We start from the raw sequence: 26212 nt of genomic DNA, 5'->3' as shown, positions 1-26212 counted from the left end.
TCACAGGATTTCCGCAAATTTGTAATTGTATCGACGAAATAGCAGGATTCCAAAGCCGAAAAGCAACACCGTGATGGTCAGAGGAATAAGTTGAATATACCAAGTATTGACCATAGTCCAAATAGTTGGCACATTCTCTGGTGAGATGAGGTTGTGGCGGACGTCCATGATTGCCTGTGCTGCGGGATTCATCATCATCAGTTTAGAGATGATTTTACCATACTGGGGACTCATGGTTTGGATCATGGAAATGGGATAGATGATCGGGACTGCATAGAAAAGGGCCTGAAGAACAACCTCCCATATATGCTGCATGTCCCTGAACCATACAAACAGAGTAGCCAGAATCATAGCGATGCCTAAGGCCAGCATATATAGCTCTGCAATATTCAATGGAACCAGAATGATGCGCCAGGTAAAGTGGGCATGTGAAAAGAGTCCGAAAATGATGACGACGCCCATATTGATAGCCAGGCTGATCAAAGAGCCCATTGTTGCAGCCACTACCGTAATGTATTTGGGGAAATTGATCTTCCTGAGAATATCTCCTTTGGTTACCACTGCTTGCATGCCCATGGTAGTTGCTTCTGAAAAGAAGTTCCATAGGCTTATTCCACACAGCAACACGATTGGATAGGTCACGGTTCCGTCGCTGAATTTAAGGAAGCGGACAAAGACTACGTACATGACGGCAAAGAGCATGAGCGGTTTCAGGACTGACCAGGCAATGCCTAGCCAAGATCCTTCATACCGGAGCTTGAAGTCGGTCTTCACCAGTTCCTTGAGAAGAATGCAGGAATACCTGTATCTGCTCGCCAGTCGTTTTCGTAATTGCTCCACAATGAATACAGTGTAACAGCGGGCTGAGTCCTTATACTGGTAGCGACAAGTGTCAGACTGCTATTAGTAGGCATTGGTGAACCGATGGCATAAAGTTGTTGGGGTTTTGTGTATTTTGCAGGCGAATGCTTACCATGAGTCCGATCTGCAGTTAAACAAGCTTTTGTTATGGTTATCGGGGCTTCTCCATGCTCCTGACTGCCTTTAAAGGAGATGTGTTAGATGCGCTCGAGATCATCGGTATTTAGAGTTGATAGGCTAGTCCAACAGATTGGCGTGTTCATCATCGCTGTGCTCGCTGCTGCTTATCTGGAAATGTTCTTGGAAGTTGTGCATGCAGATCGTACACATATGCATTTCGGATTCTTCTTCGGCCACGTTCAACTCATGCATGTTCTGCGGCTTGTAGTTTTGCTGGTAGTGATCGCAGTTACTATGTACATCCTTAATTTTCGTGCGCACCGTTTCCTGCATGTCCTGCATAAATACCGTTGGTGGATTGGGTGTGTTCTGATCATAGTATTGACCCTATTGCGTATCAGTGGTTCTTCGTTGGCGCTCATGTCTAAATATATTGGCGGAGAGCCCTATAAAGGTACTTTGTTTGGTATGCCTCGGGCAGTTCGCACTGATGAATGGAAGGTGTTTACTCCGCTGGCTTTTTCGCAGGCCTATTCTGGGTATTCACGAATATCATCCATACCAGAGGCCACCCCAATTGATATGACTATGACTTATGCACAGCCGGCGTGGGCATTGGCCACATTCTTTCGACCCTTCTTATGGGGATTTATGTTTTTGGGCAGTGATAAAGGTCTAGCTTTCTTCTGGTGTGCGCGGTTGGTTGTCCTTTTGCTTGTTTCCTACGAATTTGGCAGATGGCTGACCAAAGATAATCGCCAGCTTGCCGCGGCCTATGGCATTCTGGTTGGTTTGTCGCCTATAGTTCAATGGTGGTTTGCTGTCAATGGCACGGCAGAAGTGCTGATTTTTGGTCAAGCTGCAGTTCTCCTCTTTAGAGGATACCTGCAAGCGCATTCCAAGCTTCATATGTGGCTTCAGGCACTGGCCACCATGTATTGCTTCGGCGGTTTTTTACTGGTTCTATATCCGCCTTTACAGATTCCATTGGCCTATATCTATGGGTTGCTCATCATTTGGCTCATCATCTGCCGTTATCGAAATGAACCGCTCACCAGTCGTTCTCTGCTTACAATGATAGTTCCCATGGCTGTGGCATTTGCAACTTTATTAATCAGCATTCTGATCGTCATCTATACATCTCGGCAAACAATTCTGCTTGAGACTTCAACGGTTTATCCAGGAGCGCGCATTAGCCATGGGCAGGGATTACTTGAAGATCTAATGGATTATGCCGCAAGTCTATTTACCCCCTTGGAATATGACCGGGCTGTTCCCAATGCACCAGAACAGGCTATGTTCTTTTCTTTGTTCCCGATCGGGTTGATTCTTAGTATCTGGGCCCTCGTAAAAAAACGGGATGGTTTAATTGCGCTTTTGCTGGTTTGCTATGCATTTTTAATGATCTATGGAATGTTCGGCTTTCCTGATTGGCTTTGTCGCATTAGCTTGATGGGACGGACGACTACAGGCAGAGTCAAATTTGCTTTAGGATTCATTGATTTGATTCTTTTGTTCAGGTCTTTGTCTTTGTTGCATAGCAATGTGGCTAATGAAGGGCTGCCAGTTATTTCGGAGAAAGATTCAGTCAAAGCTCGTCTTCTGCGTAATGCTACTTTAGCCTTTGTCTCTTCAATTCTGTTGACTGGCGCGACGGTATTGTGGTCAGCTTATCCACTGCGCAAAATCTATCTGATATTTTTAGTTTTGCTGCTGACAATCATGCTGCTCGCTATTTTCGAATGGATTTCCGAACAAGGATATGCAAGCCAGCTGTTACTCTCGTCGATTCTGGTCGTGGCTCTTGCCGGGTTCTGTGTCAACCCCATTCAACAAGGTTCTCAGAGCATTCGAGAGGGGCCGTTTATTGATATGGCGTTGAAAGAGGTTTCGCGAAACCATAATTCATCAAATGGGCGTCCGATTGCATTCATAACCGATAATGCTGCTCGTGGACAGGCTTTGATTGCTAATGGCATCCCTGCCGTGAATTCTGTGAATATTTATCCACAACTGAAGCGGTGGCATGTCATTGATCCTAAACATGCAAACGAATGGATGTATAACCGATATGCACATGTCGACGTCAAATTCTCTGATAAGGGACAGCCCGCTTTCAAGCTGGTGTCAGCCGATTACATGATCGTCAGCATTCCTGTTGAGTATTTACATAAAATCGGCGTTACACATGTCTTGACCAGTCATGAACTCACTGAATGTGTAGACGGTCATAGATTCCTGCAAAAGATAGAAACAAAGGATCATTTGAATCTTTATGAGGTGAAGGCCAGTTGACAAAGCTACCTCAGCGCATATTCTTGATCGCAACATCATAAAGGTGCTTTTCGATAAGGCGGATATGGCGCAGAATTGCACAAGTCATGTGCTGAAGAGCGGACAATTGTGCAATCTGCGCGCTGGCTGTTTGACGATCTTGAGTAAAATGATGGTAATCAGCTGCTGTAGACTCGCGGTTTGAAGACCGTCGTTCATCGTCAAGCGCGCCCATGATTGTGTAATAACTTCTGGCAGGCAAAATTCCCTGTTTCTTTGCCAGGTCGAAGTTATGCATACCGGCGACGAAATTGTCATTGTAAAATTTGAATCCACGTTCTCGATGCGTGACCGAGTCTGATGTTTGCAACCAGTAATAAAGCACAGCATCTATGTCAGCGACCTTGTTCATGCGAACATACAAGTCTCCTGCCACCATGACATCTTGGGCATAGGCCCCTTCAGGGAAGCGAATACCTTTCCAAAGGTCTCGTCTATACAAGCGGCACCAGTTAGCTTCATTGAAGTATTTGGACTCGCTTCTCTTGCCCATATAGGTGCCAAGAAGGCGCAAACTTTTGCAAAATACATTTTGATAAGCCTGCAGAGGTTTTTTGAATACCGTAATATGCGATGGATCGCCACTCCCGATAGCGGCTTGTTGTCGGATCTGCGACAAGTGTGATACGCCGAACTGTCTCCATCGCCCTTTACTCATGTCGGCTCCGGTGGAGATCAGTGCTGACAAGAGCAGTTCAATATTGCGTCTGTCTAGTATGTCGTCATTGTCTGCGAATGCTAGGAACTTGCCCCTTGCAAGATCAATGCCGACGTTTTGCGCTTTACCTATCCCACCGTTGCTTTGATGCACAACGCGGATACGTGGATCCCTTTTTGAATATTTATCGCAAATCTCTGCAGACCCATCCGTAGAGCCATCGTCAATAAGAATAATGTCTAAATTGGTATAGGACTGATTGCGGATTGAATCCAGGCAATCCTCAAGATGTTTGCTGGAGTTATATACAGGTACGATAATGCTGACAACAGCTTGGGAATTATCAGGCATAGGAACCATTCTATCCGATGATGAAGCGATTTGACCCGTGACATGTCGTCTCAAACTTTCTCAAGGTACTGTATGGTATTGCCATGTTCTTTCAGATTGATTTAACCTGATAAGCGGGTAATACACTGGTTGCGGATGTGCGCGGACTACGCGTGCTCATTCCTGCCAGTATTTACGATGAGAACGTTAAGGAACAGTCAAACAACTTCACGGCTTTGATTTCTCAGATAAAGGTATACGGGGGTACATTTAGACGATGGTTAGGCTGTTCGGCTTTGTTCTATCTGTGTAAGGCTTCTTTCCGATATGTTGATGATCGTATTTGATAAGTAGCGTTCATGGTCTAATGATTAAGATCGCTGGCATCATATATCCTAAATAGTCAATGGTCATCTTCTCGCTCAACCGAATTCGGATGGCGGTGCGGACCCAACCGTTGTCAACAATGCGGTCATCAATTCGACATTAGTATATTTCTTTAGGAGTATACGAATATGGGCACCAACGGGTGGCTGCTCTGTTCGCATTGATAATATGTGCTCTGATCATAGCTGTAGGGATTCGTATGTCAGGCATCTATTACCTTGCATTCTCGGGCATCGGATTTTTGCTGGCTGGAGTCATGCTTCTTATGCTTATTGTTTGTTATCTTCTGCCTGTCAACGGATGTGTCAGTAGACACCGTGACGGTCGAATTGGCTAGCAATAACGGTGTTGGTTGTATTGGCGTTGTTGCTCTAAGTGGAGTGAGTTTGGAATTTCATTCTTCAGGAAGAACGTATGGGGGGGGGTCAGAGCCGATTTTATATTCCGATATACACGGTGCTGCTTCTGATCATGCCTAATGTCGGAATATGTTTCGACAATCCCAAGGTAATGAAAAGGATTGTTGTATTTTTGCGACGTGAACTTATGCTGGCCTGCTTTATAGCACCGTTTGCCGTTTTAATGGCCGCTAATTCTTGAATAGCCTTGAATGGAAGCGCTTTGTTCTGACAAACAGAGGTCCGTGCAAGACTGTAATATAGTGGTGTTGGTTCGTGACTTCGATCTCTTACTCTGGGATTTTGTCATGGACACGGTGCAATACACCCTCCTGTCACGGAAGGTCCGTGACCTGTAAGTCCAAAGGAGGTGGGTGATGTCTGCGCACAAGTATGAATTGATGTTCATTGCCGATCCGGCCATGGATGAGCGCTCGCTGAAGAAGCTGACCGACCAGTATCTCGAGGTGGTTACCAAGGAAGGCGGCTCCGTCGACAACATCGACGTCTGGGGCCGTCGCAAGTTGGCCTATGAGATCGACAAGCACAAGGAAGGCAACTACGTGGTGGTCGAATACACCTGCGAGCCTTCTGTCAGCGCTGAGCTCGACCGTGTGCTCAACCTGAACGAGTCCGTCATCCGCACCAAGATTCTTCGCAAGGATGACAAGTAAGCAAACAGCAAAAGGACATCGAAGCGTCGGCTGACCTCCAGTTCTCGCGTCGAAGGTCCAAGGGTGCGGGATTCGCCCCAGTAGGCCCATTCCCAAGTCCTCATTCCGAGGAAAGGTCGTGACATGGCAGGAGATACATACATCACCGTGGTGGGTAATCTCACTGCGGATCCGGAGGTGCGTACGACCTCCAACGGAGGCACGGTGGCCAACCTGACCATCGCGTCCACGCCTAGGCAGTTCAACAGGAACTCGGGGCAGTGGGAGGACGGCGACTCGCTCTTCATGCGTTGCTCGGCCTGGGATTCCACCTACAGTCCCATGGCCTCCAACATTCAAGCCAGCCTGACCAAGGGCATGAGGGTGATCGCCCAGGGTCGTCTGGTGCAGCGCTCCTATCAGGATCGTGAGGGCAACAACCGCACGGTTGTGGAGCTGCGTCTGGATGAGATCGGACCTGCACTGACACGGAATACCGCTCAGGTCACCAGGAACGCCAACACCGGTGGCGGAGGATCTCGCGGCGGTTTCGCTGGATCCAACAACGGCGGCTATCAGGGTGGGGCATCCTACCAGGGCGGCGCCGGCGCGGCATCGGCCCCTATGGGTCGTCAGCAGCCAGCGCAGAGCCAGCAGGCCCCGGCCCAGGATCCTTGGTCATCGACCGGATCCGGCGATTCCTTCGGATCCTTTGGGTCCACCGGCGAGTTCGGTGGTTCTGGAGACGATCCCGAGTTCTGAAGTTTCATAGCGTCATCATTCATTTAAGGAGTACCAATGTCACGTAAAAGGCCGCAACCGCCGGTCAAGCCCTTCAAGAAGAAGCCGAATCCTCTGAGGGCTGCCAAGATTCATACCATCGATTACAAGGACGTGGCTCTGCTGCGCAAGTTCATCTCTGACCGCGGCAAGATCCGTTCCCGCCGCATCACCGGTGTCACCGTCCAGGAGCAGCGCGAGATCTCCAAGGCTATCAAGAACGCCCGCGAGATGGCCCTGTTGCCCTACGCCACCAACGGTCGCTGAGGGAGGTCCGGATTATGGCAAAGGAAACCAAGGTAATTCTGACCGATACCGTGACCGATCTGGGTCATAAGGGCGACGTTGTCGGGGTCAAGCCCGGCTATGCGCGCAACTTTCTGATTCCCCAGGGTCTGGCTTTCGCCTGGTCCAAGGGCGCCGCTGCGCAGATTGAATCCCTGCAGCGGGCACGTCGGGCCAAGTCCATGGCCACCCGTGAGGATGCCGTGGCAGCCAAGACCGCCATCGATGGCCAGACCGTCGAGATCGCAGCCAAGGTGTCCGATTCGGGCAAGCTCTTCGGCGGCATCTCCAATGATGCCATCGCCCAGGCTCTTCGCCCCTTGGTCGATGTGGATCCCCGCTCCATCTCTGTGGAGACCATCAAGACCACCGGAGAGTTCCCGGCCACCGTGGCCCTGCACCCCGAGATCTCGGCCGCTTTCACGGTCAAGGTCGTCGCAGAGTAGTAAATCTGACCTATCCCATAACGATCCTGTTTGAAATAGGGATCTGGGCTTAAGCAGGAGGCCTTCCCGCCGCAGGTATATGCGCGGGAAGGCCTCCTTATGCGTTACAGGGGATTACTCGCCTAGAAATTGCCGCCGTTCCAACCCCAGTCGGTAGTGGCCGTATAGCGGATGTAGGTGCGGTCCTTGGGAATGGACAGCTCCGATTCCAATGTGTCCATGATGGTCTTGGTCAGGCTTTCCCAGGCAGACTTGGGTACGTCGCTGCCGAAGACGTTGACCTCCACATAGGCGGCAGGCTTGCTGTCATTACCCCCGAAGTAGATGGGCATGTCCGACTCGAAGGGGCACATGAGCCAGCCCTCGGACTTGCCGGGGACGGCGGTGATGGCCTTGCCATAGGCGGTCTTGATCCGTTCGCGCTGTTCGGCGGTGATGGGTGTGCTTACATGGGTGTGGATGACGGGCATGGCGCTTCCTTTCCGATCCGTCCGGCATGACCAATCAGGATGACTCAGTCCGTATGCCGGATGGCTGACTATTCCCGTCCCATAGTAGCCTCGACCGGGCAGGCTGGCTTAGCGCCAGCCGAAGGGACGATGACTCAGGGACCAGGCCCCCAGACGGTGGGCCACAGAACGGGGGTTGACCGGCTTGTCGGGGGCGGGCGCATCCAGTAGCCACTTGCGGATCAGGAAGTTCCAGATGGCCACCACCACGGTGGCTGTGATCTTGGCGATGTTGGCGTAGAGCAGGTAACGGGCGTGCATGGTGGTGATGGCGTCCGGCGGCAGCATGGCAGTGCCCATCCACAGGATCACCTCGTTGATCCCCAGGCCGATCACCGAGGAGACCAGGAAGACTACCATCTCCATCCACCGGGCCATGTCCTCCCGGTGTTTGAAGACATAGCGCATGCTGGCCAGATAGTTGAAGACCAGGGAGATCAGAAAGGAGATGGCCCCTGCCAGGACGTTGTTCAGGTGCGGCCCCATGATCAGCAGGTTCATGATGCCGATGTCAATCAGGAAGGCGATGACGCCCACGATGCCGAACTTGAGCAGCTGTCCGATTAATCTACGCACGATAGCCCATTCAATCATTCATCCTGTGCTCACGGGGTAGCGGGAGCCGCTTGTGCGCAAAAGCCTTACGTTGCGCCCTCAGGCGGGTAGCTCGGTCAGTATGGGGTCCTCGGTGCTGTTGCGGATTTGACGGAAGCCTACAAAGGCGATGGCCAGCGAGGTCAGAGCCAGAGTAGTGACCACCCCGAACCCGCCTTGGGATCCGTAACGGTCGATGAACTGCCCGGCCACAGCCGAACCCGCCGAGGATCCGATCGAATTCATGGCGCTCAGCCAAGCCATGCCTTCGGTAAAGCGGATGGGCGGCACCAGGTGGAGCATGAGCTGGTTGCCGTTGATCCAGGTGGGTGCCTGGCAGACGCCGATGATCAGGTAGATGATCATGATGGTCCACAGATTCCTAGCGAACATGAAGGTTCCGATGCCCAGGTTGACCACCAGCAGGCAGAAGTAGAAACGCTTCCAGAGGGGGATGGTCCAGTTCTTGGCCCCGTAAAGCAGGGCGCCGACCAGGGAGCTGAAGGAGAAGCAGGCGAAGACGAACCCGGTCATCTGTTTCATCCCCTGCTCAGTGGCGAAGGCGATGATGGAAATGGATGCGGCGCTCTGGAAGGCTCCCAGGCCGAACCAGGTGGCGCAGACGGCGATCATGCCGGCGCTCCAGAAGGCGCCACTACGGCCGTTGCCGCCCTCCTGATCCCGCAGACGTGCCACCTGCTGAGCCTGCCGCTCCCGGTACTCCTTACGGGTGATGCCCTGGGTGCGGGCCATGTCCGTCTGCGAAGGCGGCTCGGTTTCCCGGCAGGATAGGAACATAAAGGCTCCCACCAGCACGCAGATCCCAGTGAAGGAGAAAGCCAGCACGCCTGAAATGACCGCCAGGATGGAGGCCAGGGGATTGCCGATTACCCACATGGCCTCGTCGAAGACCCCTGACAGGGACAGGGCCTGGTTGGTGGCTCGGTGGTCACCGCGCAGCAGATGTGTCCACCGGCTACGGCTCATGGCTCCCCAGGGCGGAATGGCCGCCATGAAGGGGGTGACCAGGTAGAGCACCCAGGTGGGAGCGTGGGCGGTGATGGCTGTGATCAGAACCGTGGCGGCCACGATCCAGACCAGAACCGTGGGGATGGAGACCTGTCGCTGGCCGAACTTGTCGACCATCTTGCCCAGCATGGGGCTGACTAGGGCCAGTGCCACGGCCTGGATGGCGGTCAGGGCTCCGGCCAAGGAGTAGCTGCCATAGTAGTGCTGCACCGAGATGGTGATGGTCATGCCCACCATGGGGAAGGGCATGGAGGCGATAACCGACCCCACTGCGAACCGCGCCGTATGAGGCAGTCGCAGGAGCGCCGAGTAACCTCCGAATACCCTGTGACCGGCTTCGATCAAAGCCGCCTTCAATTGCCGTGGCATGGGTTGTTCGTCTCGCTTTCCTTGGGTGTTTTCACGGTCCCGAAGCATGTTTTTCCGCAGGGCCTTCCAGACGCATGAAGGGATGTGGGGCTACTGGGGGGACTGCTACAGTGGTAACCATATCGGCGCCTGATCGGTGCCATTCGGATAGTAGTAATTCTATCCTCCGCTATGGTCACTTATGGGGCCCGCCGGGGAGCATGGGAGGTGGGTTGTGCCTGCGACGACCATTCATTTCGTCCGTCATGGCCAGGTTGATAATCCCGATCATATTCTCTATGAGCGATTGCCAGGATTCCATTTATCTGACAGAGGCAGGGCCATGGTCGAGGCGACGGCACGCTTTATGGCCGAAGCTCCTGGCATGCGTGATCTGGAAGCCGTCTATTCCTCTCCGCTGGACAGGACCAGGGAAACCACGGCCATCCTGCTTGAGCAGATCAACCCCGCTCGTGTCCATCACGGCTTGAAACCATTGGAGCCTATTTACGACCGTCGTCTGATCGAGGCCGGCAACGAATTCCGCGGCAAGCGCATCGGTCACGGGCAGGGGGCCCTCTGGCGGCCTTCCAACCTGCGGCTGATTCTGGATCTGCGCCGTCCCAGCTGGGGGGAGTCCTATCGGCAGATCGCCCGACGAGTGGGGGATTTCGTCCGGCAGGTGGTCCGCAGCCATCCTGACGCACAGGTCCTGGCTGTCTCGCATGAGTCGCCCATCTGGTCGTACCGTCATCTTTTGGAGACTGGTCACCCCGAGCACAATATGCTCCTTCGAGCCACTGCCCTGGCATCGGTGACTTCCATTACCCTGGACTGTGATACCGGTAAAGTGCTGGGAATCACCTATGCGGATCCGGCGGCAGGCGTGTGAAGACCGCTTGAGCGTCCTAGGATGGCTGAGGATGCTGTCGTGGATGACTGTCCGAGAACCCGATGAAGGAGCGTGATGATCATGGTGGATGTACAGGCAAGCACGGAGGCGGTAGCCGGGCGGCCCTCCGTGGCCCAGGCGGCTGAGCAGGGGGCCGGGCTGGTGGACCTTTGGCCCTTGACGAATGCCGAGCATATGGCCAACGACGCCAAATATGCGGAGGATCTGCAGGTGCGCATCAGCATGGTGCTGGCGCAACTGATGACGGGAGAGGATGTGACCATCCCCGACGCTGAATACGTCTATGAGGGCGCTGAGGATATCCCTGGCCGTCCCCAGGATTTGGTGGATGCACTCATGGCGGCCAACGATGCCATTGAGGCTGCCGCACAGGCGCAGGGCGACCAGTCCAAGATGCTTGCGGATTTGGCTGAAACCTTGGGCAGTGGATGGGATCAGGCCCGGCAGCAGGAGGTGGCTGCTGGCGTGGCCAAGGCCGAGCAATCCGTGGATGACCAGGGCACATCCCCCAAATCTCCGCAGGACAAGGAGGGAGTGGCCCGGGCCCTGGCCACTAGCCTGATGATTTGCCGTGATCTGCTTCAGCGTGCAGGTGCTGACCCTGACCATGCGGCGACCGCCGCGCCAATTTTGGTCTATGTCAATGAGCTCAACGAGCGACTGGGCATTCCCCGGGCCTTCCTGTCTGACGAGGATGTCATCCGCGCCCTGGGATTACTAGATGATCCCGAGGCTTTCGCTGACCTGCTGGCCCCTCTGGTGGGCGCTGAGTGGGACCACCATCGTCAGGAGGTGCTCTGGGACCCCGAGGAAGCCAAGCGCAAGGCCAAGGAGGATGACGAACGCAAGAGTCGCGAAGCCCTGCAGGCCAAGTTCGCCCATGTGCCTGAGGACCCCAATAAGCCTCCTGTGGAGCTTTAAGATTTTAAGACCTTCAGCCCTTCGTCTTGGCATCGGTCAAGGCGAAGGGCAGGGTGGATTCAGCGGTCGAAACGGGCTCCTCGTGGATCGCTAGGCCGGGCCAGCAGAATGACCCAGGCGACAATTCCGGCAATCATGATCAATGCACCCAAGCCAAGCAGAGAGAGGGCGGATCCTGGATGCCCGTCTGCAATAGCCACGATGGCGAAGACCATAGGGATGCTACCCACCAGCTCGCTTACGAAGGGTAGGAGTATCCAGAAGCCAGACATATTGGTGTCATGAAGTCGCCGTATGTTCACGGTCAGATTGGGTATGAAAAGTCCTAGGGTGACCACGAAGGACACGACCCGTCCCGCAAAGATGGATTCTGAGGTGATGATCGGAATCGCAAGGTTGATGAGGAAGATCATGAGAAAAGCCCACCAGAATTCCCCACGGGAGGCCCTCCCGGAGAAGACGGCGTATTTGACGAAGAAACGCTTGCAGGCGTTTACGAAGTCAATGCCGTACCAGGGTGCGTTCAGTGGCGGCTCGCCGTTGAAACCGGCATTTGCATAGGGGTAGGCCGGATACTGCGGGACTTGGGGTCCGGGCTGGTAGCCTGCCTGCGTCCAACCCTCGGGTGCTTGATAAGAGTTGTTCGATGCATAGCCAGCTGACGGGGTTGTGCCATTGGGCTGGCCGGGATTCGGATCTTGACCGTAAGGCGCCTGCTGCTGTCCGTAGTATTGCTGACCATAGGGCTGTTGCTGGTTGTAGCCTGGCTGTTGACCCTGCGGCTGTTCCTGGCGATAATCGTTGACAGGTGTTTGGGCTTCGCTGATTGGATGGTAGACGTCGCTCTGGTCAGAAGCTGCTTGTGCATAGCCGGGTTGGTCTGGTTGCGGCTGGTTCGGGTAGGCTGCGGGTTCTGAATCGGTTCCCTTTGTGCGATTGTTCTGGGGCCAGCCGTTGGCGAAGCCCTGGTCATTGGGGGGCTGGTTCCCGTTGTTCGTATCATCTGGATGGTTCATGGATGTCGTCCCTCTCATCTTCGATTGATATCCGGAATCTGACTTTTCCGTATATCCCTATTATGGCAGGCCGGTTTTTCTGCCGGCCAGTCATGGATAGTAAAGGGAATGTGGGGCTCGTCCCACTTACTTGGGCCAAGCCGTCAGATTCGGTAGGTAATTGCTGTCGCAGTACTCTTCACTCGTCGTCCGGATTGACCATATGATCATCGCCGGCATCGCCCAGCAGTAGCCGCTCGGTCAGGGTGATCAGGCCCAGCAAGAGGGCAGTCAGCAGGATGATGACCAGGGTGGCCGAGAAGATCAGTGGGGTTCTGAAGGAGTTGAAGGCCGACTGCAGCCATATGCCCAGGCCGTTCCTGGCACCCAGATACTCCGAAGTGGCCGCGGTGGCGAAGACATAGGCGGCGCTGATACGCAGACCGCCGAAGATCTGCCCGGCCGCCACCCTCAGTTTGACGTGCCAGAGTGTCCATGTCCGGGTTGCGCCGCAGTTCAGCGCCACGTCCTGGTAGAAACGGGGCACGGACTTGAGCCCCCGGTAGGTCTGGACCACTATGGGGAAGAGGGCGAAGACGGCCACGATGACCACCTTGCCCAGGGGCTCGAACCCGAACCAGATCACGAACAGGGGGGCGATGGTGATCAGCGGGATCATCTGAGCGCCGGCGATCAGGGGGTAGAGAGCATCATGCAGGGTGCGCCAGCTGTAGAGAGCCAGGCCGATCACTATTCCCAGGACCGAGGCCAGGAGGAAGCCCAGCAGGCCTTCAAGGGCGGTGATGGCGGTGGCAGGCAGCAGATCCTCTCGAGACTGCACTGTGGCAACCAGGATTCGGCTTGGCGCTGGTAGGGCCTGTTCGCTGACCCCGCCCAGGCGGGATGCCAGCTCCCAGATGATCAAGAGCGCCAGCAGAGTGAGGGTCGGAGGCAGCGCCCGAGTTCTGCTCTGCTTCCCTACCTTCATCGACCGGCTGCTTCCCGAACGTAGCGATCGGTCCACAGGTCAGTGGCCTGAGGGGCTTTATTGGGATCGCCCTTCTTGGCGCCCTTGTAGGTGCCCGCCTTGAACTGGAAGTCCAGATAGTCCTGGGCATCCTTGACATTGATCAGTCCGCTGATGCTCTTTTGATTCGGGCTGTCAACCCAGTACCCCTCCTTGACGATGCTCTCCATGGAGCGTTTGGCCAGGGTTGGGTCGATGGCCGACCCCTTGGTCTCCTTGACCAGGATGTCCGCCGCCTGGTCGGGATGGCTCAGGGCGTAGTTATAGCCCTTCAGGCAGGCCTTGACGAATGCCGTCAGGGCGCGACGGTGGCCGGCCTGCTGCAGCCAGGAATTCTTGACCACGAAGCCCAGCTGGTCGGGGTTGCCGGGCACGCCCCAGTCGGCCTGGGTGAAGCAGTGCAGGGCTGGGCCTTTGAGCTCGCTCTCCACGCCCTCCCAATTGGCGTAGAAACCCGCGAAGTCCCCCTTGCCGCTGGTCAGGGTGGCGAAGGTGTTGGTACCGCTGGTCACCCGCTTGAAGTCGCCCTTGCCGCCTGCATAGCGGATCATCTGCTTGACTACGGCCGTCTGCTCGGCCGAGCCGAAACTGACGAAGGTCTTACCGTCGAAGTCCTTGGGGGTCTGGATGTCGGTGCGCGAAGCCAGCGAGCACCAACGCGCCACGGAATGCTGGCCTATGTTGAAAACCTGCCGCAGGTCGGCTCCCTGGGAGTTGAAGGTGCCCAGGTTGCTCAGCTTGGAGAAGCCTACGTCGGCGACCCCGTTCTGGACGGAGGTCTCGGCTCCTGCCTGGGCCGTCGGCAGGATGGTCAGCTTCAGGCCGGCCTTGTCGAAGTAGCCCAGGTGCCGGGCTACGTAGATGCCCACATGATTGGTGTTGGGCGTCCAATCCAGCATGAAGGACAGTTTGGAGCCGTCGTCGGCCTTGTTGTCTGCCCCCTTGGTCCCGCAGGCTGCGCTCGTAGCCGCCATGCAGAGCGCCGCTGTCAGGGCGAGTGCCCGCACGATCAGTTTGTGGCCGGGAATTCTCCGGAAGCTACTGTTCCTCGACATGCTCATCACTGTCACCTTGCCTCTCCGGCACCCCTGGTGCCCATCCGCATCGGGGCCGCTACGGGAAGGTGAGGAGCCCGCGCGACGATCCGGTACGGTCTTGACCGATGGAATTCTGCGATATGTGCCACGGCTGCTGCCACCAGCCGCGCGAACAAGACCACTCTAGTCCAAGACCGCCAGTCCTGCCTCGCCGTGATGAAAGGTTGCATCGTATGCCTCTATACTGGAAACTCACGAGAGGTCCGCGCGGGCCGGCCGCTGTCGGTCTCGTTCGGAGCAAGACAACCGATCACGGTAGGGGTCGACGGAGGTTCCCATGTCGGTGACCATCAGTGATGTGGCCAAGCAGGCGGGTATGTCCGTGTCCACGGTCTCCCAGGCGCTCAACGACAAGGGGCGCATTTCGCCGCCCACCAAGGACAGGGTTCGCAGGGCGGCCATGGAGCTGGGCTATATCCCCGACAGCCGGGCCCGTTCCATGCGTTCCTCGCGCTCGCATGCCGTTGGCCTGTTGGTCCCCGATATCCGCAATCCGTATTTCTCTGAGCTGGTCTACGCCGTCCAGGACCAGCTCTACTCGGCAGGCTACGCGCCCCTGATCGGCGTGTCCTCGTGCCAGGCCAGCAGGCAGGAGGACTATTACCGCATCCTTCTGTCTCGGCATATGGACGGTGTCCTGGTCGTGCCTGATGGGCCCACGTCGCCCATGCTGCGCACCATGCTGTCGCGAGAATTCCCCGTTGTTTTTGTGGATCGTCCCGACCGGACCCTGCCCGGTGTCCCTTTGGTTGATTCCGATCCTGTGCCCGGCCTCGAGGCGGCCCTGAACGCTCTGGTAGCGAGGGGATGCAGACGAGTGGCCTTTGTTCCGGGCCCAGAGAGCCGCTCCTATACTTTCCGCGAGCGCGAGCAGGCCTTCCTGTCTGGCGTAGAGACCCGTCAGGGGCTGACGGGATTGGTGGTTCGCCAAGGGTTCGAGGATCGCCCCCGCGCGGCCGCGACCATGCGCCACCTGCTCGGTCAGGGGGTGGATGCCGTCATCTTCGGCTACTCTGCCGATGCCATCAAGGCCGTTGCCATGGAGTGGGACGGCGACCAGCGCTCGCGAGTGCCCTTGGTCTCTTTCGACGACCTGGAGGTCTTTCAACTGATCAGTCCTCAGGTGTCGGTCATCTCCCAGCAGGTGGATCGCATGGGTCGCCAAGGCGTTGACATGCTCCTGTCCATGATTGAGCCGGGGCGACAGGCTCCGGAGGGCATGAGTGTGGATCGCCGTCTGCGCACCCAAACCCTCTTTGTTCCCCGGGGTCTGTTGGCTTAGGTCGGTTCCTGCCTGATGCAGGGGTCGGGGCTCGACAAAATATGTGCGTGTCGGGCGGCTGTGTCGTCCCTGGAAATAACCTCCAATGGCCTTTCGGCCATTTGCCGCCCTTGTCCAGACCCCTCTATTTGTGACTCAGTTCACAAAACACGTGAATAACTAAATGTAGGCAACGAATCATCCTCAGACACTACATATGGTGGTCACAGCGTGCTAGAGTGAGTCTTGTCATCAAAGAATGACATCCATGTGATTCGCCGTTTCCAGTCTGGAATTTGGGAACGCCAAAGCAACTGCACATGAGTAACCGTATGAGTCGTATGAGGAGTGACGATGGATACTGAGGTCATGACCGATAGCGTGAAGGAGCGTGGCATTTCGGATCGCGATGCTGTCGATGGCATTCTGGTCGAGAAGCGCGACGGCCGGATCGTCGATTTTGATCCCGTCAACATCATGAACGCCATCGAAGCCGCCTTCAAGGATGTCAAGCACGAGGTCAGCCCTGAGGATCGCCAGCAGATCCGGGATATGGCCCTGACCGTCCAGTCCGAGATCACCGATCGCTACACCAACCCGGTCAAGATCGAGGACATCCAAACCCTGGTCGAGCATGCCCTGGTCAATGCCCACCTTTACGAGATCGCTCGCTCCTATACCTCCTACCGTCTTGACCGCGACATTCAGCGGGCCAAGGCCACCGATGTCAATGAGGCCGTTCACCGCCTGACCAGCAAGGACGAGACCCTGGTGCGTGAAAACGCCAACAAGGATGCCAACGTCTACGCCACCCAGCGTGACCTGTTGGCCGGCGCAGTCTCCAAGGCTTCAGCCTTCGCCATGCTGCCTAAGGATGTCTCCAACGCCCACATGAAGGGCGATATTCACTTCCATGACGCGGATTACTCACCCTTTACGGCCGAGACCAACTGCTCCCTGCCTGACTTCGGCGACATGCTTGCCCACGGTTTCGAGCTGGGCAACGCCATGATGGACTCGCCCAAGTCCATCGGCACGGCTGCCACGCAGATCACCCAGATCATCAAGGACATCGCCGGCTCCCAGTACGGCGGCCAGACCGTCAACCGTTGCGACGAGATGCTGGACAAGTATGCGCGTCTGGACTATAAGAAGAACTATTCCATGGCTGAGGCCGTTCTGCCGGACGAGGAGCCCATCGACGTGGCCAAGGAGGTCGTCCGCGGCCTCAAGGCCAGGGAGGCCGACTGGCTGCACCTGGATGATCGTGCTCCCATTGGTGAGGATGCCCCCTTCGATCTGGACGCTCCGCAGATCGTTCGGCTGCGTCAGGTCTACGCCAAGATTCTGACCCGCAAGAACATCTACGATGCCATGCAGACCATGGAGTACCAGATCAACTCCAACCGTGTCTCCAACGGGCAGACCCCCTTCGTCACCGTGGGCTTCGGCCTGGGCACCTCCTGGTTCGCCCGGGAGATCCAGCGGGCCATCTTCCTGATCCGCATCCGCGGACTGGGCAAGGATCGCCACACCGCCATCTTCCCCAAGTTGGTCTTCACCATCAAGCATGGTCTGAACGCGGACGAGGGCGATCCCAACTACGACATGAAGCAGCTGGCTCTGGAGTGCTCGACCAAGCGTATGTACCCTGACGTGGTTTTCTACGAGAACCTGATCAAGATCACCGGCTCCTTCAAGGCCCCCATGGGCTGCCGCTCCTTCCTGCAGGCCTGGACCAATCCCGAGACGGGCGAGGACGAAGAGGACGGCCGCATGAACCTGGGTGTCGTCACCGTCAACATTCCTCGCATTGCCCTGGAATCCCGCGGCGACAAGGATCGCTTCTGGAAGATCTTCGACCAGCGTATGGAGGTGGCCCACCACGCCCTGCAGTTCCGCATCATGCGCTGCAAGCAGGCCACGCCCATCAATGCTCCCACCCTCTACGAGTACGGCGCCTTTGGCAGGCTGAAGCCAACCGACAGCGTTGACACCCTCTTCCGGAACAGCCGCGCCACCGTCTCGCTGGGCTACATCGGCCTTTACGAGGCCACTAGCGTCTTCTATGGTAAGGACTGGATGAAGGATCATTCCTGGGATCCGGAAGGCAAGGAATTCGCTCTGAGCATCGTGCGCCGGATGAACCAGCTCTGCAAGCAGTGGGAGAAGGCTGAGGGGTACCACTATTCGGTTTACTCCACCCCGGCCGAGTCGCTGACCGACCGCTTCGCCCGGATGGACAAGGAGAAGTTCGGCGTAGTCGACGGCGTGACCGACCACGACTTCTACACCAACAGCTTCCACTACCCGGTCTGGCTGCGGCCCACCCCCATGGAGAAGCTCAACTACGAGCGCGACTTCCCCTACCTGGCTTCCGGCGGGTTCATCAACTACTGCGAGTTCCCCTCCATGCAGCAGAACCCCAAGGCCCTGGAGGCGGTCTGGGATTACGCCTATGACATCGGCATCGGCTACCTGGGCACCAACACCCCCATCGATCACTGCTTCGTATGCGGTTATGAGGGCGATTTCGAGCCCACCGAGGAGGGCTTCAAGTGCCCTGAGTGCGGCAACGATGACCCCGACAAGTGCAACGTGACCAAGCGCACCTGCGGCTATCTGGGCAACCCCGTCCAGCGGCCCATGGTCCACGGCAGACACGAGGAGATCGCCCACCGTGTCAAGCACATGGAGGGTGAGACCGGCCACGTGGTCCTCAAGGATGGATCCACCAAGGAGTGGTTCGACGACAAGGCCGAATAGGCTCTGAAAAGACGCAACCAATGGCGGGCCGGGCAGTTTGCGGCCCGCCATTGTCATGAGGAGGACCGTATGACGGACAAACAGGGGGCCATGAGAAAGACAGGCGGCCACCGTGACTTCGCAGCTGATGAACAGGGGCGCGGTCCTGGGGTCCCCTCTGTGCTGACCAACAATCCCAGGGCCGGCCAGTGGGACGGTCGTCGGCTCAGCCGGGGAATTGTGGCGGACTACAAGCGACTGGTCATGACCGACGGCGAGGGGATCCGCTGCTCCCTCTATGTCAGCGGATGCCCCTTCCGCTGCCAGGGGTGCTACAACTCATCCATCTGGGACTTCGGTGCCGGGCATCCCTATACCCAGCAGCTTGAAGACCAGATCATCAAGGACCTGTCACTGTCCTATGTACAGGGCATCACCTACCTGGGCGGGGAGCCCCTGCTCAACACTCCTATGCTGCTCGGCCTTTCGAAGCGGATACGGCGTGAGTTCGGCCACGAGAAGGACATCTGGTGCTGGACCGGCTACACCTGGGAGGAACTGAACCGGCCGGGGGAGACCCCGGACAAGGCCCAGCTGATCTCCTATCTTGATGTGCTGGTGGATGGGCGCTATTTGGAGAATCGGAAGAACAGCCTGCTCCAGTTCCGGGGCTCGGACAACCAGCGAATCATTGACGTACCGCGGTCCCTGGAGCAGGGCCAGGTGGTCATCTGGCCCAAACTGCATGACCAGACCAGGTTTATCCCGGAGACCTACAGCAAGGATCGGCAGCAGGAGCAGCAGCGGGGCTGATACCGGCTCCTGCTCTGAATTGGTCTACGTCGCCTTGCCGGGGCACAATGGGTGTCATGACTGATGAGCATGATCATGACGCCAAACCCGACCTGCCCAAGGATCTGAGGGTCCGCTTCTGCCCTTCGCCGACCGGCACCCCGCATGTGGGCATGGTTCGAACCGCTCTCTTTAACTGGGCCCAGGCCCGGCACTCGCACGGCACCTTCGTCTTCCGCATCGAGGACACCGATGCCCAGCGGGACAGCGAGGAGAGCTACCAGCAGATCCTGGAGGCACTCAGGTGGCTAGGGCTGGACTGGGATGAGGGTGTGGAAGTCGGCGGCCCGGATGGCCCCTATCGGCAGTCCGAGCGCGGCGATATCTACCGCGATGTGGCCCGGCAGTTGCTGGATGCCGGCTACGCCTACGAGTCCTACTCCACCGCCGAAGAGATCAAGGAGCGCAACCTGGCCGCCGGCCGTCCTGCCGCTTTCGGCTACGACGGCTATGACCGCGACCTGAGCGAGGAGCAGCGCCAGGCCTTTCGTGATCAGGGTCGGCGACCCGCCCTGCGCATCCGCATGCCGGACGAGGACATCGCCTTCGACGATCTGATTCGCGGGCATATCGAGTTCAAGGCCGGGTCCGTGCCCGATTATGTGATCGTGCGTCCCAACGGCGATCCTCTCTACACACTGACCAATCCGGTCGATGATGCCCTGATGCGCATCAATGTAGTCCTGCGCGGCGAGGATCTGCTCAGCTCCACCCCCCGGCAGATCGTCCTCTACCGGTACCTGATGAAGTTGGGCATTGCCCGGGCTATGCCCCTGTTCGGGCACCTGCCCTACGTCATGGGTCAGGGCAAGAAAAAATTGTCCAAGCGTGACCCTGAGTCCAACCTCTTCCTGCACCGGGAGCATGGCTTCATTCCCGAAGGTCTGCTCAACTATCTGGCCCTGCTTGGCTGGTCCATCGGCCCAGACCGGGATGTCTTCTCCATGGATGAGATGGTTGAGCACTTCGACATCCGCGACGTCAAGGCCAATCCGGCCCACTTCGACATTGACAAGGCCGTAGCCATCAACGCCGAGCACATCCGCATGCTGGAGCCACAGGACTTCCTGAACCGTTCCCTGCCCTACCTCAAGCGCGATGGGCTGGTGAGTGCCGAGCGCTGGCAGGACTTGAGCGGTCGTGAGCAGCGAATTTTGACCGCGGCCGCCCCCCTGGTCCAACCTCGTGTGCGCCTGCTGGGCGAGGTCTCCGGCATGGTGGGCAGTCTGCTCAGCCAGGATGAGTACCTGGAACCCGAGCCAGATGCTCGCAAACAGCTCAAGGACTCCGCTGGGCAGGTTCTGGACCTGGCTATCGCCGCTTTACAGGAGGTGCCCGACCAGGACTGGAAGACCGATCACCTGCACGACCTGCTCACTCAGGCGCTGGTGGATGAGGGCGGATACAAGCCCCGTCTGGCCTTCGGCCCGGTCAGGGTGGCGGTCTCGGGAAGGCGGGTCTCGCCGCCTCTGTTCGAGTCCCTGGAGATCCTGGGTAAGAGTACAACACTCCGAAGGATGTCCAACTTGCGCCAAAACCTCTGAGCGGGTATATTTCTTTTTTGTTGTGCTACTGACCTGCTGAACCGGGTTCGTACGCGGCGAAAAGTGAAGCCCCCGTCGTCTAGCGGTCTAGGACTACGCCCTCTCACGGCGCCAACACCGGTCCAAATCCGGTCGGGGGTACGACATGTGGCAACCGTCCAAGCGGTTGTCGCACAGCCAATTGGGGTATGGTGTAATTGGCAACACAGGTGATTCTGGTTCATCCATTCTTGGTTCGAGTCCAGGTACCCCAGCGATTGAGATATGAGATCCTCAGGAGCGGAACATCGACACGGTGTTTCGCTCTTTTTGTTTACGGATTACCATGGGTTTTAGGAATGCTTCTGGTTTGCAAAGCGGCGGCCAGCGGTATCCACGAGAGTTGCTCACGGTGTGAGCAAGCAAACAAAAAGAGGAGGCCCGGCAGACCGCTATGTCAGAGTTTCCGATGATGGAATCTGATACTTTGAGCATAGAAGCTTGAGTGAGGAACCCAATCATCGGCTGATCGGGCTACATCACCCGGTATATGAATCATTGTACGATTTTTTCGGTAAAGGTGTGTGATTATGACGACAATCATGGTGTTGGGAGCTGGTTATGCGGGTCTTCGCGTGGTCAAGAAGCTGGCTCGTGCAAAGACCGATGCCCATATAGTCCTGGTCAATAAGAACGAGTACCACTACGAGTCCACCCAGCTGCACCAGGTGGCGGCAGGAACCAAGGAGCCGGCGGATGTGGTCTTCGACCTGCGCAAGTCCCTGCCTGATTCGGTGGAGCTGATTATTGACAAGGTGGTTGGCATCGATCAGGACAACCGCAAGGTCAGCCTGGAGCATCACGATCCTCTGTCCTATGATTACCTGGTCAACGCCCTGGGCTTCGAGTCCGAAACCTTCGGCATCAAGGGGGCCGATGAGTATGGGTGGCCTCTTGTTGATGTGGACACCGCTCTGGCGGCCCGCAAGAAACTTGAGCAAACGTTGGCCCGCTACCAGACCAGCCATGATCCGCTGGATCTGAGCATCGTGGTCTGCGGTGCTGGCTTCACCAGCATCGAGTATCTGGGCGAGCTGGTCTACCGTCTGCCTCAGCTCTCAAAGCGCCTGGGCTTCCCCATGGATCAGGTCAAGGTGGACTGCATAGAGGCCTCGCCCAAGATTCTGCCCATGTTCAGCAAGGACCTGGTTGACTGGGCTGTGGATTACCTGCGCAAGCGGGGAGTCAACTTCCACACTTCGACTCCTATCACCGAGGTCAAGCAGGATGCTGTGGTCTCCAATGACCAGGAGTTCAAGGCCCACACGATCATTTGGACGACGGGTGTGCGTGGGAGCCACGTTATTGCTGATTCCGGGTATAATCAGAAGCGTAACCGTGTAGTGGTCAGGGATGACCTGTCGGTGGAGCAGCATCCAGAGGAGTTCCTGGTGGGTGATGTCAGTGCCGTTCCCGACCCCCAATCGGGTCGGCTCTACCCAACCACTGCACAGATTTCGATGGCCCAGGCTGATACCGCGGCTGCGAATGTCCTCGCCAGAATGCGGGGGCAGGAGCCCCAGCGGTTCACCTTCCGGAGCCTGGGGACCGTGTGCTCCCTTGGCCCCCACGCCGGGGTTGCCGAAATTGACCGTATGGGCACGCTGAAGCTCAAGGGCAAGGCGGTCTCGGTTCTGAAGTGGATCGTGAACGAGCGGTCGGTTCTGGAATTGGCTGACGTGCGTACCATGTTGGAGAGCAACTAAACCAGCGTCTCAAGGGACGCAAGGGGCTAGACGACGAGGGAGAGGAGGATGAACATGATTCGGGTCATGAGGAAACGGCACATGTTCGTCCTTTTCCAGCCTCGGATTGGATCGTTCTGGGCGACGATGGCCATCGGCCCTGCGTCCATCGATATCATTGACTGCCTCCTGCTCCTCCTCATTCCGGCGAAGACCGTGGCCGATTGCGGCCTCCGTCGGGACAGTGGAGGCCCCCGTGCCCGTGCGCGGATCGGCAGGAGCGAGAGGAGAGTGGCATTAGCATGAGTTTTCTACAAGGTTTGTGGTTCTTTGTCATCGGCCTGCTTTTTGCGGGATTCCTTCTGCTAGAAGGATTCGACTTCGGCGTTGGCATGGCTACCAGGTTCGTGGCCCGCGACGGTGATGAGCGCGCCACTTTCATGAGGGCCATTGGCCCCCACTGGGATGGCAACGAGGTCTGGCTGATCACCGCCGGTGGCGCTATGTTCGCCGCTTTCCCGCTTTGGTACGCCTCCCTCTTCTCGGGGTATTACCTTCTGCTCTTCCTGGTGCTGGTCTCCCTGATTCTGCGTGGTGTTTCATTCGAGTTTGCCTCCCACGCACTGACCAGCCGTGAGCGTGGTGTCTGGCAGTGGGCCAACTTTATAGGCTCGCTCTTTGCGCCATTCTTCCTGGGCATGATGCTGACCAGCCTGATCCAGGGCATCCCCATGGATAAGAACGGCGATGCCTGGCCCGGGTTCTTCGACGTGTTCAACTGGTTGTCCGTGGTCGGTGGCATTGCTGTCGTCTTCTTCAGCTTCGTTCATGGCCTACACTTCCTGAGCCTGAAGATGGGCGTCATGGATTCCCGCCGGATGCTCAACGTCAGCGAGAAGGCCTACTGGATCGCCTATCCGGCCCTGGTTGTCTTCGTGCTTCTGGCCATCTTCAACACCGACTTCTACAAGGCCCGCCCGCTGTCCACTTGGCTGATCACCGTCATCATCCTTGCATCGGTCATTGGAGGCCACGTTGCCGTCTTCAAGAAGCACGGCGGCTATGCCTTCACCTGCTCAGGCATCACCCTGATGGCCATCATCGCCTTCATCTTCAACGGGCTCTTCCCGCGCGTGATGATCGCTGATGATCCGGCTCACAACCTGCTGATTCAGGATGCCTCGGCCTCACCGCTGACCATGAAGATCATGACCGTGGTGCTTTGCATCTTCCTGCCCATCATGCTGGCCTACTTCATCTGGAGCTACTTCATCCAGCGCAAGCGGCTGGACACTGATGGTGCCCATTTGACCTCGCCTGTGGCCCCTTCGGCCACTGTGGCTGAGACCGTCTGAAAATTACAGGAGGCAGGGGGGCAGTGCTGGCAGGACCGGAGCGCATCCGGAGGATAATGCATTGATTGACAAAAATCTCTTCCGTTTCGACGGAGTCCGGTCCACCTTGGGCCTGCTGGCCGCGCTGTCCCTGCTCCAGGGAATAGGCGTGGTGGTTCAGGCCTACGGTTTGACCTTGGCTCTGGTGCGTATTTGGCACCTTCAGAACCTCAAGGTGCTGGTGGTGCCGGTACTGATCTTTCTGGCCGCCTATACCTGTCGACAGATCTGCGATGTGGCCAAGGATCGTTGTGCCACTGATCGTGCCGACGCCATCGTAGCCGAGTTGCGACCCAGCATTCAGGACAAGGTCTTCTCGCTGGGGCCATCGGCTCTGGCTCGGCGTGGCACAGGCTCGGCCGTCACCATGTTGGTGGATGGGCTCGATGAGGTGCGCACCTACGTACTGACGGTCCTGCCAAAGATGATGGATCTCATCTTCATCCCATTGATTGTCCTGGTTGTGGTTTGGACTCAGGATGCAGGTTCGGGGCTCATCCTCCTGCTCATGCTGCCCCTGCTCATCTTCTTCATGGTCATCCTGGGTCTGGCAGCCAGGGATCGCTCCAGCCGTCAGTATGCCCAATTCCGCAAGCTCAACACCAGGTTCATGGATACGGTGCTTGGTCTGCCGACCCTGAAGATGCTGGGCATTGACAAGGAGTACGAGGACGAGATCTATTCGGTCTCGGACCGTTTCCGCAAGAGGACCATGAGCGTTATCCGGGTGGCCATGACCTCCACCTTTGCTCTGGACTTCTTTGCTACCTTGGCCATCGCCATCATGGCTGTCTTCTTGGGCAACAACTTGATCAATGCCAAGGTGGAGCTCTTTCCAGCCCTCTTGGCCCTGATTCTGGCTCCTGAGTACTTCATGCCCATCCGCCAGTTTGGGGATGATTTCCACGCCACGCTGAACGGCAAGAACGCCTTGGACGATATTGCGGATATGCTGGCCCAGCCAGAGCCCAAGCGCTTGGAGGAGCTGGACTGGTCCGGGTGGAAGGAAGACAGCCACCTGCACCTGGAAGGAATCGACTTCGCCTATCCTGGTCCCAAACCGGTAGAGAGCAATGCTTCAGCCGGGGCGCAGATGGATGCCATGGCCAAGTCCGAGAGCCAAAAAACCAGCAAGAAGAGCCGCAAGCCCAAGTCACCCAAGGTTCATGGCGGTAATGGAGGGGCCGTCTCGGCTGAGTCCGGTTCTACAGCACCACAAGGAGCTGGAGTCGAGGCTGTCGCGGATTCACCGATCAATGGGTCCGAGGAGGGTTCAGAAGAGCAGCCACTGGCACTGAGCGGCCTGGACTTCAACCTGCATGGTTTTTCCAAGGTGGCCATTGTCGGTCGTTCCGGAGCTGGCAAGTCCACGCTGATGGATCTGCTGGCCGGCTTTGATCAGCCCAAGGCAGGCACCATCGATCTGGATGGTCATCAGCTGGAGCATTGCAACGTGGCTGCCTGGCAGCGGCACATCAGCTACATTCCCCAGAACCCCTTCATCTTCCACGGTACCGTGGCCGACAACATTCGCTTCTACAACCAAGAAGCAAATGATGCCCAAGTGGCCCGTGCAGCCGATCGGGCTGGACTGACCGACTGGCTGAAAACATTGCCCGACGGTCTGGGCACCCAAATCGGAGAAGGCAACCGCGGTATCAGCGGCGGCCAGGCCCAGCGAATCGCCTTGGCCAGGGGCATCCTGGATCCCTCACGCGAGATTCTGTTCTTTGACGAGCCCACAGCCCATCTGGACATCGAGACCGAATACGACCTGAAGCAGACCCTGCTGCCCATCATGGACGGGCACCTGGTAGTCCTGGCCACCCATCGGCTGCACTGGTTGGCCAACATGGACTGGGTGATCATGCTGGAGCATGGACGAATTGTGGCCCAGGGCGATCCGCACGAGCTGATCGGTCAGGGTGGACCATTGGATGCGCTGATCGATGAGATGGGAGGGAACCAGATTGCCGACTACCAGCAGGACTGAAACCGCCGGAAGAG

At 57.1% G+C, this 26212-nt stretch carries 22 protein-coding genes and 2 tRNA genes; 16 read left to right on the top strand and 8 right to left on the bottom strand.

The features are described from left to right. Nucleotides 1–840: an ABC transporter permease gene (locus tag LPC22_RS04720; RefSeq protein ID WP_229132751.1), complete on the bottom strand. Its 840-nt coding sequence runs from the start codon at nt 838–840 to the stop codon at nt 1–3. Nucleotides 841–1062: 222 nt separating this feature from the next. Between LPC22_RS04720 and LPC22_RS04715 the strand changes: the two genes are divergently transcribed. Beyond that, a complete protein-coding gene (locus tag LPC22_RS04715; protein WP_229132750.1) occupies nt 1063–3276 on the top strand; it encodes a DUF7657 domain-containing protein in 2214 nt (737 codons plus the stop codon). A 10-nt stretch (nt 3277–3286) separates the two neighbouring features. Here the strand turns inward: LPC22_RS04715 and LPC22_RS04710 are convergent, their stop codons facing one another. Next, entirely contained in the window at nt 3287–4324 is a 1038-nt protein-coding gene (locus tag LPC22_RS04710; protein ID WP_229132748.1) for a glycosyltransferase family 2 protein, read from the bottom strand. A 1141-nt stretch (nt 4325–5465) separates the two neighbouring features. On the opposite strand from LPC22_RS04710, the gene rpsF reads away from it, so the two are divergent. The 4 genes from rpsF to rplI all read left to right on the top strand — a co-directional run bounded on the left by rpsF (nt 5466) and on the right by rplI (nt 7252). Further along, a complete protein-coding gene (rpsF, locus tag LPC22_RS04705) occupies nt 5466–5762 on the top strand; it encodes a 30S ribosomal protein S6 (RefSeq protein ID WP_229132746.1) in 297 nt (98 codons plus the stop codon). 123 nt (nt 5763–5885) lie between these two features. Then, complete coding sequence (locus LPC22_RS04700) at nt 5886–6503, top strand: single-stranded DNA-binding protein (RefSeq protein ID WP_045923912.1); 618 nt, start codon at nt 5886–5888, stop codon at nt 6501–6503. Nucleotides 6504–6539: 36 nt separating this feature from the next. After that, complete coding sequence (gene rpsR / locus LPC22_RS04695) at nt 6540–6788, top strand: 30S ribosomal protein S18 (protein WP_015021310.1); 249 nt, start codon at nt 6540–6542, stop codon at nt 6786–6788. A gap of 14 nt (nt 6789–6802) precedes the next feature. Beyond that, nucleotides 6803–7252: a 50S ribosomal protein L9 gene (rplI, locus tag LPC22_RS04690; protein ID WP_229132744.1), complete on the top strand. Its 450-nt coding sequence runs from the start codon at nt 6803–6805 to the stop codon at nt 7250–7252. A gap of 122 nt (nt 7253–7374) precedes the next feature. On the opposite strand, the gene LPC22_RS04685 is transcribed toward rplI, so the two are convergent. From LPC22_RS04685 to LPC22_RS04675, 3 genes are all read right to left on the bottom strand, one after another. Then, on the bottom strand, nt 7375–7722 hold the full coding sequence (locus LPC22_RS04685) for a phenylpyruvate tautomerase MIF-related protein (RefSeq protein ID WP_121914342.1): 348 nt from the start codon (nt 7720–7722) through the stop codon (nt 7375–7377). Between the two features lie 108 nt (nt 7723–7830). Then, nucleotides 7831–8337 (bottom strand): GtrA family protein, encoded by a 507-nt coding sequence (locus LPC22_RS04680; RefSeq protein ID WP_024627585.1) that lies wholly within the window; start codon nt 8335–8337, stop codon nt 7831–7833. 78 nt (nt 8338–8415) lie between these two features. Further along, nucleotides 8416–9753 carry an MFS transporter gene (locus LPC22_RS04675; RefSeq protein WP_229132742.1) on the bottom strand — a complete coding sequence of 446 codons (1338 nt, stop codon included), beginning with the start codon at nt 9751–9753 and terminating at the stop codon, nt 8416–8418. Nucleotides 9754–9967: 214 nt separating this feature from the next. On the opposite strand from LPC22_RS04675, the gene LPC22_RS04670 reads away from it, so the two are divergent. Further along, complete coding sequence (locus LPC22_RS04670; protein WP_024627587.1) at nt 9968–10624, top strand: histidine phosphatase family protein; 657 nt, start codon at nt 9968–9970, stop codon at nt 10622–10624. Between the two features lie 81 nt (nt 10625–10705). Beyond that, on the top strand, nt 10706–11566 hold the full coding sequence (locus LPC22_RS04665; RefSeq protein ID WP_229132740.1) for a hypothetical protein: 861 nt from the start codon (nt 10706–10708) through the stop codon (nt 11564–11566). Nucleotides 11567–11625: 59 nt separating this feature from the next. Here the strand turns inward: LPC22_RS04665 and LPC22_RS04660 are convergent, their stop codons facing one another. From LPC22_RS04660 to LPC22_RS04650, 3 genes are all read right to left on the bottom strand, one after another. After that, the gene (locus LPC22_RS04660) at nt 11626–12582 is read right to left on the bottom strand and encodes a DUF805 domain-containing protein (protein ID WP_183129737.1); all 957 of its coding nucleotides are present in this window, start codon (nt 12580–12582) and stop codon (nt 11626–11628) included. Between the two features lie 178 nt (nt 12583–12760). Next, nucleotides 12761–13549 (bottom strand): ABC transporter permease, encoded by a 789-nt coding sequence (locus LPC22_RS04655; protein WP_229132739.1) that lies wholly within the window; start codon nt 13547–13549, stop codon nt 12761–12763. Then, nucleotides 13546–14649, bottom strand: coding sequence for an ABC transporter substrate-binding protein (locus tag LPC22_RS04650; protein ID WP_229132737.1), 1104 nt, complete (start codon nt 14647–14649; stop codon nt 13546–13548). The genes LPC22_RS04655 and LPC22_RS04650 overlap by 4 nt, the downstream gene beginning before the upstream one ends. A gap of 313 nt (nt 14650–14962) precedes the next feature. Here LPC22_RS04650 and LPC22_RS04645 point away from each other — a divergent pair, with 313 nt between their 5' ends. The 9 genes from LPC22_RS04645 to LPC22_RS04605 all read left to right on the top strand — a co-directional run bounded on the left by LPC22_RS04645 (nt 14963) and on the right by LPC22_RS04605 (nt 26198). Continuing rightward, on the top strand, nt 14963–15967 hold the full coding sequence (locus LPC22_RS04645; RefSeq protein ID WP_229132735.1) for a LacI family DNA-binding transcriptional regulator: 1005 nt from the start codon (nt 14963–14965) through the stop codon (nt 15965–15967). A 348-nt stretch (nt 15968–16315) separates the two neighbouring features. Beyond that, the gene (gene nrdD, locus LPC22_RS04640; protein WP_229132840.1) at nt 16316–18712 is read left to right on the top strand and encodes an anaerobic ribonucleoside-triphosphate reductase; all 2397 of its coding nucleotides are present in this window, start codon (nt 16316–16318) and stop codon (nt 18710–18712) included. A gap of 69 nt (nt 18713–18781) precedes the next feature. Then, nucleotides 18782–19504, top strand: coding sequence for an anaerobic ribonucleoside-triphosphate reductase activating protein (gene nrdG, locus LPC22_RS04635; RefSeq protein ID WP_229132734.1), 723 nt, complete (start codon nt 18782–18784; stop codon nt 19502–19504). 56 nt (nt 19505–19560) lie between these two features. After that, nucleotides 19561–21087, top strand: coding sequence for a glutamate--tRNA ligase (gene gltX / locus LPC22_RS04630; RefSeq protein ID WP_229132732.1), 1527 nt, complete (start codon nt 19561–19563; stop codon nt 21085–21087). A gap of 68 nt (nt 21088–21155) precedes the next feature. Continuing rightward, nucleotides 21156–21228 (top strand) — tRNA-Glu (locus LPC22_RS04625). A gap of 41 nt (nt 21229–21269) precedes the next feature. Beyond that, nucleotides 21270–21341, top strand: a tRNA-Gln gene (locus LPC22_RS04620). Between the two features lie 315 nt (nt 21342–21656). Then, a complete protein-coding gene (locus tag LPC22_RS04615) occupies nt 21657–22832 on the top strand; it encodes an NAD(P)/FAD-dependent oxidoreductase (protein ID WP_229132730.1) in 1176 nt (391 codons plus the stop codon). 281 nt (nt 22833–23113) lie between these two features. After that, a complete protein-coding gene (cydB, locus tag LPC22_RS04610; RefSeq protein ID WP_024627597.1) occupies nt 23114–24166 on the top strand; it encodes a cytochrome d ubiquinol oxidase subunit II in 1053 nt (350 codons plus the stop codon). 61 nt (nt 24167–24227) lie between these two features. Continuing rightward, nucleotides 24228–26198 (top strand): ABC transporter ATP-binding protein/permease, encoded by a 1971-nt coding sequence (locus tag LPC22_RS04605; protein WP_229132729.1) that lies wholly within the window; start codon nt 24228–24230, stop codon nt 26196–26198. Nucleotides 26199–26212 lie beyond the last annotated feature (14 nt).

Source organism: Bifidobacterium mizhiense (assembly GCF_020884755.1).
GTDB lineage: Bacteria > Actinomycetota > Actinomycetes > Actinomycetales > Bifidobacteriaceae > Bombiscardovia > Bombiscardovia mizhiensis.
Note: the sequence above shows the minus strand (reverse complement) of the source record. Positions and strands in the feature narration are given on the sequence as shown.